The sequence below is a fragment of the Cytobacillus sp. QJM3NY_8 genome (assembly GCF_056173585.1).
In genome coordinates this window covers 70,138-83,993 of record NZ_CM149681.1, presented here as the reverse complement: position 1 = coordinate 83,993, position 13,856 = coordinate 70,138, and the positions used below count along the sequence as shown (strand labels likewise).

12 protein-coding genes and 2 tRNA genes are annotated in these 13,856 nt (G+C 43.7%); 2 read left to right on the top strand and 12 right to left on the bottom strand.

Annotation, left to right across the window (positions count from 1 at the left end; translation table 11 throughout):
• Positions 1-156: 156 nt before the first annotated feature.
• The 6 genes from ftsH to spoIIE all read right to left on the bottom strand — a co-directional run bounded on the left by ftsH (position 157) and on the right by spoIIE (position 8,897).
• Complete coding sequence (gene ftsH / locus AC0VZ9_RS00410) at positions 157-2,148, bottom strand: ATP-dependent zinc metalloprotease FtsH (RefSeq protein WP_009336638.1); 1,992 nt, start codon at positions 2,146-2,148, stop codon at positions 157-159.
• A 143-nt stretch (positions 2,149-2,291) separates the two neighbouring features.
• Positions 2,292-2,837 (bottom strand): hypoxanthine phosphoribosyltransferase, encoded by a 546-nt coding sequence (hpt, locus tag AC0VZ9_RS00405; protein WP_175609168.1) that lies wholly within the window; start codon positions 2,835-2,837, stop codon positions 2,292-2,294.
• A 23-nt stretch (positions 2,838-2,860) separates the two neighbouring features.
• Positions 2,861-4,249, bottom strand: a complete 1,389-nt coding sequence (tilS, locus tag AC0VZ9_RS00400) for a tRNA lysidine(34) synthetase TilS (protein WP_019382056.1) — start codon at positions 4,247-4,249, stop codon at positions 2,861-2,863.
• Between the two features lie 212 nt (positions 4,250-4,461).
• Positions 4,462-5,439: a serine/threonine protein kinase gene (locus tag AC0VZ9_RS00395; RefSeq protein ID WP_475397489.1), complete on the bottom strand. Its 978-nt coding sequence runs from the start codon at positions 5,437-5,439 to the stop codon at positions 4,462-4,464.
• Positions 5,408-6,145 (bottom strand): VWA domain-containing protein, encoded by a 738-nt coding sequence (locus AC0VZ9_RS00390; protein ID WP_206845852.1) that lies wholly within the window; start codon positions 6,143-6,145, stop codon positions 5,408-5,410. The genes AC0VZ9_RS00395 and AC0VZ9_RS00390 overlap by 32 nt, the downstream gene beginning before the upstream one ends.
• A gap of 271 nt (positions 6,146-6,416) precedes the next feature.
• Complete coding sequence (gene spoIIE / locus AC0VZ9_RS00385) at positions 6,417-8,897, bottom strand: stage II sporulation protein E (protein WP_475396963.1); 2,481 nt, start codon at positions 8,895-8,897, stop codon at positions 6,417-6,419.
• 356 nt (positions 8,898-9,253) lie between these two features.
• On the opposite strand from spoIIE, the gene AC0VZ9_RS00380 reads away from it, so the two are divergent.
• Together AC0VZ9_RS00380 and AC0VZ9_RS00375 are read left to right on the top strand one after the other, a co-directional pair.
• A tRNA-Met gene (locus AC0VZ9_RS00380) sits at positions 9,254-9,327 on the top strand.
• 61 nt (positions 9,328-9,388) lie between these two features.
• A tRNA-Glu gene (locus tag AC0VZ9_RS00375) sits at positions 9,389-9,460 on the top strand.
• Positions 9,461-9,774: 314 nt separating this feature from the next.
• Here AC0VZ9_RS00375 and AC0VZ9_RS00370 read toward each other — a convergent pair.
• The 6 genes from AC0VZ9_RS00370 to yabN form a co-directional block, all read right to left on the bottom strand.
• The gene (locus AC0VZ9_RS00370) at positions 9,775-10,230 is read right to left on the bottom strand and encodes a S1 domain-containing RNA-binding protein (RefSeq protein ID WP_019382054.1); all 456 of its coding nucleotides are present in this window, start codon (positions 10,228-10,230) and stop codon (positions 9,775-9,777) included.
• A 271-nt stretch (positions 10,231-10,501) separates the two neighbouring features.
• On the bottom strand, positions 10,502-10,912 hold the full coding sequence (locus AC0VZ9_RS00365; RefSeq protein ID WP_019382053.1) for an FtsB family cell division protein: 411 nt from the start codon (positions 10,910-10,912) through the stop codon (positions 10,502-10,504).
• 15 nt (positions 10,913-10,927) lie between these two features.
• Complete coding sequence (yabQ, locus tag AC0VZ9_RS00360) at positions 10,928-11,560, bottom strand: spore cortex biosynthesis protein YabQ (protein WP_071157151.1); 633 nt, start codon at positions 11,558-11,560, stop codon at positions 10,928-10,930.
• Entirely contained in the window at positions 11,557-11,859 is a 303-nt protein-coding gene (yabP, locus tag AC0VZ9_RS00355; protein WP_009336651.1) for a sporulation protein YabP, read from the bottom strand. Before yabP ends, yabQ begins: the two co-directional genes overlap by 4 nt.
• Before the next feature lie 263 nt (positions 11,860-12,122).
• Positions 12,123-12,383 (bottom strand): RNA-binding S4 domain-containing protein, encoded by a 261-nt coding sequence (locus AC0VZ9_RS00350; RefSeq protein ID WP_251175678.1) that lies wholly within the window; start codon positions 12,381-12,383, stop codon positions 12,123-12,125.
• A gap of 17 nt (positions 12,384-12,400) precedes the next feature.
• Positions 12,401-13,855 (bottom strand): bifunctional methyltransferase/pyrophosphohydrolase YabN, encoded by a 1,455-nt coding sequence (gene yabN, locus AC0VZ9_RS00345; RefSeq protein WP_071157154.1) that lies wholly within the window; start codon positions 13,853-13,855, stop codon positions 12,401-12,403.
• Position 13,856: the final 1 nt, after the last annotated feature.

Genomic DNA, 13,856 nt, shown 5'->3' with positions numbered 1-13,856 from the left:
AGCAACAACCTTTACGAAAATAGCCTTATCTGATATTTTTTTTACACTGAAAACATCATATCACAACTGTTATTGTTTCGTGTAATCGGAAATTCCAACCGGTCTGGCAATTGATATTTTTCCCGCAAAAAAAAGCGCCCCTAGAGGCGCTTTTGGTTATTTGTCTTTGCGTTCTTCGTCGATGGCAGGAGGCACGTCAGCTTCTGCAGGGCTTGAGCCTTCCCTTGTTTCAGGAATTTCGCCTGTTTCAGCAGGATCTTCTTTCTTGATGCTGATGTTCACTTTCACATCTTCATCAGTTGAAATAGAAGTCACTGAACGGTCAGGCAGTCTGCCATGATCTGATAAATGCTTGATTTGTTCCGCATCAAGCGTTTCGACTTCAAGCAATGTATTTGCAATCAGATTTAGCTTATCTCGGTTTTCTGTGAGGAGCTTTCTTGCTCTTTCATAAGATTCCTTGATAATGCGCTGGATTTCAAGATCAATTTCATAGGCGATTGCATCTGAATAGTTTTGTTCATTATGGAAGTCACGTCCAAGGAAGACCTGGCCGCCCTGAGACTGTCCAAATTGCAATGGTCCAAGCTTATCGCTCATTCCAAATTCAGTTACCATGCGGCGGGCAATGCCTGTCGCACGCTGGAAGTCATTATGGGCACCTGTACTCACTTCGCCGAACACGATTTCCTCTGCAACACGTCCGCCAAGCAAGCCGACAATTTTGTCGAGAAGCTCTGGTTTCGTCTGGAAGTAGCGGTCTTCTTTCGGAAGCATCACTGCGTATCCGCCAGCCTGGCCGCGCGGCACGATTGTCACTTTATGAACCATTTCAGCTTCATCAAGCACTAAACCGATGACTGTATGACCGGCTTCATGGAAAGCAACGATGTTTCTTTCCTTTTGGGAAATAACACGGCTTTTCTTAGCTGGTCCTGCAATAACGCGGTCTGTTGCTTCATCGATATCTTCCATATCGACTTTTTTCTTATTGCGGCGGGCCGCTACAAGCGCTGCTTCATTCAATAGATTTTCAAGGTCTGCACCTGAAAATCCAGGTGTACGCATCGCGATGCTCTTTAAGTTAACCGACTCATCTAAAGGCTTGTTGCGGGCATGTACCTTAAGCACTGCTTCACGGCCTTTGACATCTGGGCGGTCAACTGTAATCTGTCGGTCAAAACGTCCCGGACGCAATAATGCCGGGTCAAGGATATCCGGACGGTTTGTGGCAGCAATGATGATAATTCCTTCATTTGCTCCAAATCCATCCATTTCAACTAGAAGCTGGTTAAGGGTCTGCTCGCGTTCATCGTGTCCGCCGCCTAGGCCGGCACCACGCTGGCGCCCTACAGCATCAATTTCATCGATAAATATAATACATGGCGCGTTCTTTTTCGCATTTTCGAATAAGTCACGGACACGGGAAGCACCCACACCTACGAACATTTCAACGAAATCAGAACCGCTTATGGAGAAGAACGGAACGCCCGCTTCACCGGCTGCCGCCCGTGCAAGCAAGGTTTTACCTGTTCCTGGAGGTCCTACAAGAAGAACCCCTTTGGGAATTCTTGCTCCCAATTCAGCAAATTTGCGCGGGTCTTTAAGGAACTCAACGACCTCAACTAGCTCCTGCTTTTCTTCATCGGCGCCTGCAACATCTTTAAAGCGCACTTTCTTTTTGCTTTCATCATAAAGCTTGGCTTTGCTTTTGCCGAAGTTCATCACACGGCTTCCTCCGCCCTGCGCCTGGTTCAGCAGGAAGAAGAATAGTATGAAGATGATGATGAAAGGAATGATTGACGTAAAGAATGTCACCCATCCGCTTGTTTCCTTAGCCGGCATGACTTCTACATCTGAAGACTGGGCTAATTGATCCACACGGTCAAGGATATTATCATTGTTCATGATATAAGTCAGGAAGTATTTGCCCTCCTCATATCCTTCAAGCTGACCCCGTACTTCAAATACACCTCTCTCAGGCTGAAGGGAAATGGACGTAATGTCGCCGCTTTCCAAGTGATCAACAAATTTATTATAAGAGATGTGCTCCGTTGGTTCATTGTTGCCGTTAAAGAAGCTGACAACTCCAATAATGACTAAAAATATTAATAAATAAAAGATGGTATTCCGGAAGATCCGATTCATCCCTTACCTCCTCCCACGGTAAACAAACTATAGTGTATAGTATCATAGAAAATCGTGCCAATACAAGGAATTAGACTTCTTAAAACCGGGTGATTCTTGTTTCAGTAAAGGGCTTTAATGCAAGATCAATGCTTAGGATTTCCTTAATCGTTGTTGCTGTATACTTCCGGCTTCAGGACTCCAATATATGGAAGATTGCGGTATTTTTCCGCGTAATCCAGGCCGTAGCCGACTACGAATTCATCAGGAACAATAAATCCTACATAATCAGCTTTGATATCAGCCTTTCTTCCTGTTGGCTTGTCAAGCAGTGTTACAATCTTAATGCTTTTCGCTTTTCTGTAGCGGAACAGCTCAACAAGATAGCTGAGTGTCAAGCCGCTGTCGATGATATCCTCAATGATCAGAATATCTCTGCCTTCCACAGAAGTATCAAGATCTTTCAGAATTTTCACTTCTCCTGAAGAAACCATTGAATTCCCATAGCTTGAAACATCCATGAAGTCCATCTCAAGATATGTATCCACACGCTTTAAAAGGTCGCTCATAAAAGGCATTGCTCCTTTTAACACCCCAATGGCAAGCGGGAATCGGTCCTGGTATTCTTCAGTGAGTTCAGCAGCAAGGGATTTAATCTTATCCTGCAGCTCCTCTTCCGAAATCAGTACTTTTTCAATATCATTTTTCATCATTTATTGTGCCCCCTAGAAGATCATTGCTTTATGTATTTTAAAATAATATAGCTGGTACAAGATTGCTGCTGCCTATCATCATGTGATTTCTTCAAACCAGGCACCCACAGGATCCTGCCTTGTGCATCTGTCACAATTGGCCATGTTTTCCGATCATGCAGCGGTACTTTATGATCGATGAAAATGTCCTTTATCTTTCGGGACCCTTGCATTCCTTTAAGCGTCATGCGGTCTCCCTTTTCCCTAGTCCTGATAATGATTGGAAAAGAAACACTCTCCCTGTCTAATACCAGGGTATCATTGTTTAGAATTCCATCAGAACAGTCAGCATATTCAAGGATAATCGATCCGCTGTTTGGGAGTTTAATGCATGCAGGTTCGAAGATTTCATATCGATAGGATTGTACAGGTTCCTTCGGGAATAAGAAGTGGCATTGCCGGTAGGAGCGTACAATATGTAAACCGCCTGGAAAATCTAGATTTCCCGATGGATGAGGACTTTTCATTAAGGAAAAAATGCTCTCAATATGAGATGCCGATAACGATGCCGGCCTTTCCTTATAAAGATAGTTTAATATTAGTTGAATCCCTCTCCTTTGTAAAGGCATTGGCATTGCCTCGAAAGCATCGATATCCATACTAATTTCCTCATTGGCCTTCTTTTTCATTACTGTATTCATTTTGTGGACCGTTAATTCCTGCAGATATGCTTCATCACTTTGCAAATCTTCACTGAATCTTTGAAAATGCTCATGCACCTGAGGGTTTTCTTTTCTCAGGAATGGGAGCACTTCCTGTCTGAATCGGTTGCGGCTGTATATGCCTTTTTCATTGCTTGGATCCCGCCGGGGGTTCAGGCGTTCCTTCAGGCAGTAGTCTTCGATTTCGGCTCTATTCAAGCACAGGAAAGGGCGGATGATAAAATAATCGCCAAATGGACGCTTGAAAGGAATTCCTGCTCTTGCGCTGCCGGTGCTTCCCCTTGTGAGCCGCATTAATATGGTTTCAACCTGGTCATCGCCATGATGTCCCAGCGCTATGTACTCTGCCCCATATTTCTTGGCGGTTCTTTGATAGAAGCTGTAGCGGCAATCCCTTGCAGCTGTCTGGGAACTCTTCCCGGACTTCTCCATATACTCCGGTACATTCGCTCTTTCCATTTCAAATGGAATGGCTTTCTTTCTGCAGTAATCCTTCACAAACATGGCGTCCTGAAAAGATTCCTCGCCTCTGAACATATGATCGACATGAGCGGCGATTAGTTCTATTTGAAGCTGCTGTCTCTGGTTCCAAAAATAATGAAGCAGGGCGATTGAATCCGGTCCTCCCGATACACCGACTACTATTTTCTTATTATTTAAATCCAATCCCTTTTTCTTAAGGAAAGCACTCACTTTCTCTTGGAGCATAGGCTTCTTCCTTATCCGATAGAAATATATTTATCGCTGACAATCAGAGAAAAAAATCATCCTCTATTATTGAAGTTTCACTTTATACTACCCCTGCAAAGGGCAGCGTAATCCTTCATATAGAAAAGCATATCATTTTTAAAGGGTAAATATCAAAAGGGATTAAGCTTACTATACGAATCAGGGAGAAGAAAGTTTCATTTTTCTCAAATTTAAAGCAGCTGCCCATAAATATATAAGAAATAAAGAAGCGTCACGATAAGGGTAATCAGCAGAGTTTCAAAGATGCTCCCTTTCTGTTTTTTCTGCCTGTACACTTGCCTGCTGGCAGGCTGAGGACGGGCTTTTTGTCCGGCGTTCCTGTTTCCCGTGCTCCTTTGCACAGGATTTGAACGAGTGAGCTGGAGCATATCATTTCTCATTTCACCAGCCGAGCTATATTGGCCTTGCAGGGCATTTAGAATAACATCTTCGTATTTCAGCAGCTCTTTCTTTTGGCGGACCATCATTTTGAGCTGTTTGAGGTCACCTGTTGTCTTGGCAAACCTTTTTGGGTATGCTGTATTGATTATAATCATGGCTGCAGCAAAGAGATCGTAGGCCGGGTCAGCCTTTCTGGTCCCCAATCCCCAATAGCCGCGATCATAAAACTCGGTAAATTCTTTTATCGCCCTGCCTTGAATGGTGGTTCCACCCACATCTATGGTGCGTATTTTTGAAGGAGGGCCTGTTACGATCAAATTATCCGGCTTTAAATCACCGAAAACCCAGCCCGCTTTATGCAAGGAATCAAGATCGTTCAGCAGCTGTACGATTAAAACACCGGTCCAGGATGATCCTTTTTGCTGGATAAATGTCAGTAAATCAGGGCCCTGTATATATTCCATTACATAGAACGAAATCTTTCCGCTTCTCCTATCCCAATCATCCACATCAAGCAAAGAAGGCCCGAGGGCAGAGCCTTGGACCTTTGCAAAGGATTTAAGGACGTTCACTTCAGACGTGATGGACATCCCGTTATCACTCATTTTCAAAGCAACCTGCTGATTTTGGTTTTTAGCGAGATAAACAATCCCATTAGCACCATACCCTAATTCCTTTATAATGGTATATCGGTTTCGGTGCCACTTTCCTTCAATTACAGTACCAGGGTTTACTTTACACTGACTCTTCAAAGAATGATTCATCATCACGGGAAAGCAGACTCCTTAATGAACGTTTTTTCTTGAAATGGTTTAAGGCCTCATGAATAGCCGGACCTGTAGGCGTAATTCCTCCTGTTGTCAATTTCGAGAAAATGCTGGTCAGCGATTCAAGATTTGGCGTCCAATCCAGCAGTTTTTCGACATCTTTCTTTTTCCCGGGAAATACGAATACGGAAAATCGGTTATCACCAGATCGTGCATTAAGGCTTAGAGAAAGATCCAGCAAGGCTTCCTTAACGGTTGGAAGCTTATGTTTCATGCTTGCACTGGTATCCACGAGAACCAGCACTTCAAGTTCGACTGTCTCACCCAGTTCATCCACAACCTCCATCACCTCGCCGCGCTGATCAGGCGGAAGGTCCTCCATTGTTTTGGAACCGCCGAGGATCTGCTGAAGCTCCTTGTTCACAACTCCCTGAAGGGTCTGGGTCATGGCTTTTCTCGTCACCATCTGTACCGTCTGGGACAGTTGCTGAGAGTAGACAACCTGACTGACACCGCCTCCTGACATCGCGATTCCTTCAATTTCATTCATTCCCTGCTCATCAATGACATCCTGCTCCATGACTCCGATGACATTCACAGTTATTCCCTGCTCCTTGGCCAAGGCCGCCATGGCAACGGGATCCTCACCCTGATTTGAACAGCCATCCGTTATCAGTAAAATTTGCTTCAATGTTCCTGTTTTCATTTGAATCTCCCCTCCACATTTGAGTTGTTAGCATTTTCGACTGAAAGAAGGGGATTTATACCTAAGAAATGCGGAAGCACCTTGTTCACCCCCGCTAAGCATAAGACGAACTCTGCAAGAAGGTGCTCTTTCCTTCTGGAAGGGATTGGCAAGTCTTTCGTCCCTGGGAGCCGCAGCTTGATAAGCTTGTGACCTCGAGGGGGCAGGTGCTGAGCTGGACAATTATCTAATTTAGAGACCTTATTGAGTTATTAAGCAATGAGCATATTAATCAGTTGGCCTTTTGGCGGATGGCATGTACGGGAATGCTGGTCCATTTCGGAGTATTGTGTTTGACCTTTGACACAACTACCGTCATATCATCTTCAATATTCCCGGATCTTGACCTGATTACCTCTTCCATAATTAAATCGGCCACTTCTTGAGGGTCGTCCGTCTTCAACTCGGATACCTTGCGCTTCATCCACAAATCAAAGTTCTCGACATGCTTCGGCCCTTCAAAAACGCCATCACTCATCATGATCAGCAAATCTCCCGCTTTAAGCTGCTCACTGACCACATCTACATCAAATTCCTGAATGATTCCCATCGGGAGATTGCTGGCCTGAATTTTTATTACCTTATGGCCTCTCTTTACAAAGCTTGGAGTTGATCCAATTTTCAAAAATTTCGCGTCGGCATTCTGCAGATCAATCATAGCCAAATCCAAGGTGGAGAAAATTTCGTCTGTTGTCCTTAAAGAAAGAACGGAATTGACTGATTTAATGGCGACCTGCTCTTCAATGCCCGATTGAAGAATTTTCTGCAGGAGCTGAAGTGTTTCCTGGCTTTCCGCATGAGCCCGTTCCCCATTGCCCATTCCATCACTGATGGCAATCGCAAACTTTCCGCAGCCCAGTTCGATAGTGGAATAGCTGTCCCCTGATACTAAACCGCCGTCCTTCGCAGCATGTGCAACGCCCGTTTCAACCACGAATGCCTTGGCTGACCGGAATGTGACATGGCAGTATCCATTTGGGAACGCGGCGCATTCCTCTGAATTTACTAATATCGTTTCTCCCAAAATATCAGATAGCATTGGTGCAATTAGCTTTTCGCATTCCCCATGCCCCTGGCAATATGGGATGGTCATATCAATGTCGACATTTCCCTGCTCCAGGCTGTAAATTTCCACCTGCTCGATATGAATGCCAAACTCCTGAAGTGCTTCAAGAATCTGTTCTTCCTGCTTATGATGATTTTCCCGCTCTCGCTGGATTTCTTTCGCAAAATCCCCCATTACCTCCGAAACACCCATCAGCTGATCAGCTACCAGCCTTCTGCTTTCCTGAACCTGCTTCTTCAGCTTTTGGTTCGCCTTAAAATAAGTCAGCTCCTGCTGTACAGCTTCAGTCACTTTTTTCGATCTTGTGCAGTACTTTTCCCAATCCCTCGCAAGCTTTGGAGAAAGAGCACCTTCATTGTTGTCCACATCGTGCATAATATCCATCATATAGTCATAGGTTGTATTAAAGTTCTTTGACCAGCAATGATCTTTCTTAAAGCAGGTCTGGCATGTTTTTTCCGTTACATTGCTTAAGAAATAATCCACTTCCCTATCACCGTCTTCCTCCCATTCAGATGGCTCATTATGAGAGGAGAAGCTTTTGGAAAGGGCTTGGAAGACGCTTGAGAACTGGGCAACACGCTGTGCTGTCACATCGCGCATTTTTCTCATATAATGCTGCTGCTCAGCGGCATATTCAGGCGTCCCCGGGATGTGCTTGGCCAATTTCATCGTTAAAGCCTGCGGAGTTAATAAAAATAAGAGAATCGCTGCGCCTGTTTCATACAGAGTTTTCATGAGATTTCCGCTTCCTTCTCCATACATGCCCATCAGGAGTGTTGCAATCAGAAGGCCGAATGCCACACCGAACTTCCTGCCTTCTTTTAAAAGACCGCCTAATAGACCCGTGAAGGCCAGCAGACTCATATGATAAAAGCTCGATATATTCGCAAGGGAGAAGATCAGACCGGTTACCACCCCTACTGTAGAACCGACGGTGGCTCCTGCTACAAAAGCAAAGAGCAGGACAAGATAGCGAGACATAATATGCTCGACCGAAAGATCATAGACCGTCCAGCCGATCGTTCCCGTCATGACAGATGCCAGCATAATGATCAGGCAGACAATTTCTTCGGTTTTCAGTGATTGTCTGCGTTTATTTATCGAAAGCAGCGGCAGACCCTGCAGGAAAATTAGCGTTAGAATGAAACCAAGGCCTGATTCAATACCGGCCATCATTCCATCATATAAAGTCAGCTGGCCCTTCGTAATGAAAGCCTCCAGGAGCTTGCCTCCTAAAAGAGTGAAGAACACGAAAAAAGGCAGTGCCCTGATTTCATTATGCAGCCATTTTTTCGAGACCCGGAAGGCAAATAAAAAGATGAAGGTTATTCCAAAAGCAGATACAGCATTGGAGATGGACAATGTGGCAGCGCCTGCCATTAATCCCACTAGGGCCAGGGGCGCCTTATCCCTTCGTATGAAATAAACCGCTGCAAAAAACGGAAGGCTAAATGGGGTAAGCTTCGCCAATATCAAGGCTCTTCCAAGCAAAAAGCCAATGATCAGCAGAACATAGCCTTTTTTCAGAAAGAAATTCTCCAACCCCGAGTGGAGTTTTTTTAAGCCTTTGGCAAAATCCAGTTTCGGTTTGTTGAAGGGCACTTCCCCGATCGGCTCCATTACATTCCTTTCTACCTTTTCCATTAAACTACACTCCCCATATTTTTATCGTTGCTGACAATTATAAAATCCAGCGCTCCAGAAGTTTGTCAAAATAGCGGACAAGCCCCGGCTTTTCGTTCGACGGTTTTCCACTATATATGGGGATAGATAACAAGATTTAAAATTGGTCTTTCTGAAGTTCCGCTTGGTTCTGACAAAAAAAGTAAACAAACCCTTGGAACGACAGCTTTCCGCGGAAAGAGAAGCTTGGAAGAAATTGACGAAGAGGCAAGGGAAATTTACGACATATTTCTTTAAATATCTTATTGACTTCCTTTTTAAAAATTTGTATTATAAATCTTGTGCTTCAGAGCACATCTATAAATCTATAAAAATATGGCGGTGTAGCTCAGCTGGCTAGAGCGTACGGTTCATACCCGTGAGGTCGGGGGTTCGATCCCCTCCGCCGCTATCTGAAATATTCGAGGTTTGAGCTTAAACCACTCAAGCTCCTCAAAATTCAATATTATCCTGGCCCGTTGGTCAAGCGGTTAAGACACCGCCCTTTCACGGCGGTAACACGGGTTCGAATCCCGTACGGGTCATTTCAAAAGAGCGTCAGCCTTAGGCTGGCGTTTTTTTGATGGTTTTGGATGAATTTTTCTTCTTTCAGAACAGCAGTTACCTAGTAATTGATGAACCTTTTTTAATTGCTTTCCAGTTATCGGTCACTTTGTCATGTTTAGCGGTCAGATTTTCAATAAATCGGTTACTTTTCCGGATTATCGGTCACTTCGCGCTGCATTAAGATTTCACTATTAATAAGTTTCCATCAGAAATTACTTCATTAAACAGCACAAAAAAACAAGCCCAATCGGACTTGTTTTCCATCCTGCTATATAGATCAATCAGCAGCAAGTTATCCTCGTTTAGCGCCTCTTCCTCCGCGTTTGGATTCAGTATGGCGTTTTAGCGATGACAGACGATCTTCGCTGTCCTTTAGGAAACGAGCCATTTTGGCTTCAAAGTTTTCTTTAGGGCGATGGTCGTTTGATCGGTTTTGGCGAGGTCGGCCAGAGTTTGAATTAGGTCTGAATTCTTTTCTGTCGCCTCTTTCAGGTCTTTCAGAACGCTCAGGCCGGTCTTTTGCCTTTTTGATGGATAATCCAATCTTGCCGTCCTTTTCGACATTAATGACTTTCACTTCAACCATATCACCCACTTTGAGGTGCTCATTAATATCTTTTACATACTTGTCAGCGACTTCACTTATGTGCACCAGACCCGTTGAGCCTTCCGGCAGCTCCACAAATGCTCCGAATTTTGTAATGCCTGTGACCTTTCCTTTTAACTTGCTGCCTACTTCGATTGACATTAAAAAAATTGCCTCCTTGAAAGATATAAAGTGAAACTTCCATCAGGTGCTGCAAAATACATCCTCAGCTCAGTCCAGCTGTACAGAATTATATTTTCATACATATTCACTGATGGGGAGTTGAACTTACCGGACCTTTACAGACAGTTCCCTTTTTACTAACTTCATTAGGTTTAACTTACTTTAAACGAAGGGGACTGCCTGTTAATCTGCGATAAATCAAACTTACTATATATTATACAGAAACCAAAAAAAGAGTGTCAATATAGCGTCAATCGGCCTTTTTTTCCTTTTTCTTTTCTTTTTCCGTCTCTTCTTCAGGGAGGTTAAAAATGATTTCGTTATTGTCGGATAGGAAGTAATCTTTGCGGGCAAGCTTCGCGATATACTCATCATCATTCAGCTTAACAATTTCTTCTTCGAGCATGACTTCCTTTTTCTTAAGGTCAGAAAGCTCCTGGTCCAGCCGGGTTTTCTCTTCCACTTTTTCTTCCAGAGCAGCAGACTGCGAAACGAGTGTGGAAATCATAAAAAATGAAACGACGGCTGCCAGTGTGAAAAATGCCGCTAATCTGCGAAATAATAGCTTTTTCTTACGGCCCGCACTGATCTCTGCTGCTTCCTGCTGTTTAACATAGCTGGTTTCCATTTTGGCTACATTTTTCTTCTTGGTGGCACTCACTTCCGCACTCCCTCCTTACTCTTTAGGTTTCTTCCACTTTGCAATCCATTTTAAAACATAATTCTTTATCAGCTGTAAATATCCTGCCAATTTATTATATAACTTCTCGACTGTTTTTTTAATCTTTTTCGGCAATAACTTCCACAAAAGTGACAAAATCCATTTGACAGGCAGAAAAACCACTTTCAAGATGAACCAAAAGACTCGAAGTATGACTTTTAAAAGGGAATAAAGTCCTTTTCCAAGCATAACGGCTATCGCAATTAACGCCATAATAAGACCCTGGATGGGCTTATAGATGAGCAAAGTAATGGTCTTCACGAAAAAGCGGTATATGGAGATCGCCATCCGGATGGATATCTCCAATACCCGCAGATACATTTTCTTAAATAAACTTTGATAAGCGGCAAAACCGCACAGCAAAGCAATGAAAATATAAAACCTTAACTCGCCTTGATTCACCAGAAATAAAATATAGAAGATTGCCAGGCCCTGGACGAGCCAAAAAAGAATATCATTAATAAATACAAGCCAGCTTTTCCGCCTGGTTCTTTGCAGGAAACGATTATACGTATCAAGGGCAGCCCCAAATACACTTCCCATGCCGATCATTGCCAGCATGGTCACAAATTGAGTGGTCAGTGTCATCGGAACAACTTGCTAAAGAAGCCTTTAGCTTTATCTCCATTCTGATCGTCAATATAAACAAGGTCAAATACCTTCCCCTTGATGGAAACAATTCCCTTGTCCACATCCAGATTCTTCATCTGCAGGTTCTGCCCTCTAATCGCCAGGAAACCCATCACCGTCTCCAGCAAAAATTCTTCATTATCAAAGCTTTCGACCTGTTTAACGCCAGTAATATCGAGCAGTCTTCTGCCTCTCATAATGACATCGTGTTCCTGAGTATTGGTTTTGTTTGAACTTGACTCATAATATTGACTCATTATTCATCCCCCGCAATCAGCATAGTACAACCTTTTTGTACATGTTTATGAAAAGGGGAATTAAAATAGAACAAGCCAATAGGAAAAGCGGAGGCGCTGCTGAATTTGAAAAATGATACGGATGAAATTACGCTAAATCAAGATTTAACGGCCAATATGAAGATTATATCGGCCTAAAACGGGAATTTAACGGCCAACAACGCTCTTTTATCGGCCGAAACCGATAGTTTAACGGCCAATCTCCATAGGAGCAGGCCTTATGCTTACGATTCAACCTTCTCTTCTTTAACAATCGAGTACATTTCCGCCGCTTCTTCCTTGCGGGTCGTTTCCTGCAGGCGCTCCACTTTGACCGTTACCAGCTTCTGCCCGAAGCGGATTTGAAGTTCATCGCCCACTTTAACGGTTGAGCTCGCTTTGGCCTGCTGTCCATTTATGGAGATCCTTCCCTGATCGGAGACTTCTTTTGCCAGTGTTCTTCTTTTTATAAGCCTTGATACTTTTAAGAATTTATCTAATCTCATCTATTGCCACTCCTCTATTAGTAACCTTTGGATTTTGCCTCATCCCAGAATTCATCGAGCTGCTCGAGTGTAAAGTCTTCAAATTTACTGCCGCTCATCATTACCCGTTCTTCCACAAAAGTAAAACGGCGGATGAATTTTTCATTGGTTTTTCTCGCAGCTTCTTCGGCATCAATTTTATAGAAACGCGCAATATTCACAAGCGCAAACAGGATATCGCCAAATTCCGCCTCCATCTCGGGGCTTAAATTCACGGCTTCCTTCTCGAATTCGGCAATCTCTTCTTTTACCTTCTCCCAGGCAGGCTCAACTTCCTTCCAGTCAAAACCGACTTTTGCTGCTTTTTTCTGAATTTCAGCCGCTCTCATTAAGTTCGGGAATGATTTCGGGACAGTATCCATCATGGATTCCTGCTTTTCACCCTTTTCTTCCTGCTTAATGCTCTGCCAATTTTTAAGCACCTCTTCTTCATTTTCTGCCTGTACATCACCAAAGACATGAGGATGACGTCGGACCATTTTTTCAGAAAGTCCTTCGATCACATCATCGATGGTAAAATAACCTTCGTCTTCGCCAATCTGTGCATGCAGCATCACCTGGAGAAGGACATCTCCCAGTTCTTCTGTCATATGCTCGCTATCTTCATTATCGATTGCTTCAATCAGCTCATAGGCTTCTTCAATTAAATATTTCTTCAATGATTCATGAGTTTGCTTTTTATCCCATGGGCATCCGTTTGGCCCCCGCAGTTCCGCAATAATGCTCCGCAGTTTTGAAAAATCTTTATAGAGGACTGCATCATTTTTTACAGGAGGCACATATACAGAAGTTAAGTTATTCAGTTCCATATTATGATCCAGTTCATGCAGCTGTACTTGTTTAATAACCTCATCCTTGCTGCCGGCAGCTGTTACAATATAAACTGCGTAATCGTAAGGCAGCTTTTCCATCAGTGTCAGCTTGACGTCGCTCGCAACAAACTGGTCATAAACCTGTCCAATGATGACGTGCTGGGCCACCTGGATCTCATCTCTGTTTAAATCGGTTCCATCCAGAAGCTGAAATCCTTCGATCGGATCAATTTTCAAAGCCTGAAATAAAGGATCAAGGAAGCTTTGTCCTCCTTCGATCATAATCTCAATGCCTCTCTGCGGAGCACGCTCTATGAGAAGCTGCACCGTACGTTCCGCAACAAGCGGATGTCCTGGAACTCCATATGTAATCTCTTTGGCAAGGGCTTCTTCCAGGAGGAATTCACAAATTTCCTCATACACTTCTTCAAATTTCTCATGTTTTTCGTAGATATGATCAAAAGACTGATATGTCAGCCCTTCTTGTTCGAGATCCCGCAGAACCGGATGCTCCTTTGTCCGCAGGTACAAGACCTCTGCCTGTTTAAGTTTTCGATATACGCCAAAAGGAAGCTGATCCAAGTCTCCTGCTCCAAGCCCGAGAATGGTTATTTTTTTCATA

Excerpts from the sequence above, each read along its gene's own strand:
- ftsH (WP_009336638.1), bottom strand. The coding sequence starts at position 2,148 with ATGAATCGGATCTTCCGGAATACCATCTTTTATTTATTAATATTTTTA.
- hpt (WP_175609168.1), bottom strand. The coding sequence starts at position 2,837 with ATGAAAAATGATATTGAAAAAGTACTGATTTCGGAAGAGGAGCTGCAG.
- tilS (WP_019382056.1), bottom strand. The coding sequence starts at position 4,249 with ATGCTCCAAGAGAAAGTGAGTGCTTTCCTTAAGAAAAAGGGATTGGAT.
- AC0VZ9_RS00395 (WP_475397489.1), bottom strand. The coding sequence starts at position 5,439 with ATGATGAATCATTCTTTGAAGAGTCAGTGTAAAGTAAACCCTGGTACT.
- AC0VZ9_RS00390 (WP_206845852.1), bottom strand. The coding sequence starts at position 6,145 with ATGAAAACAGGAACATTGAAGCAAATTTTACTGATAACGGATGGCTGT.
- spoIIE (WP_475396963.1), bottom strand. The coding sequence starts at position 8,897 with ATGGAAAAGGTAGAAAGGAATGTAATGGAGCCGATCGGGGAAGTGCCC.
- AC0VZ9_RS00370 (WP_019382054.1), bottom strand. The coding sequence starts at position 10,230 with ATGTCAATCGAAGTAGGCAGCAAGTTAAAAGGAAAGGTCACAGGCATT.
- yabQ (WP_071157151.1), bottom strand. The coding sequence starts at position 11,560 with ATGACACTGACCACTCAATTTGTGACCATGCTGGCAATGATCGGCATG.
- yabP (WP_009336651.1), bottom strand. The coding sequence starts at position 11,859 with ATGAGTCAATATTATGAGTCAAGTTCAAACAAAACCAATACTCAGGAA.
- AC0VZ9_RS00350 (WP_251175678.1), bottom strand. The coding sequence starts at position 12,383 with ATGAGATTAGATAAATTCTTAAAAGTATCAAGGCTTATAAAAAGAAGA.
- yabN (WP_071157154.1), bottom strand. The coding sequence starts at position 13,855 with ATGAAAAAAATAACCATTCTCGGGCTTGGAGCAGGAGACTTGGATCAG.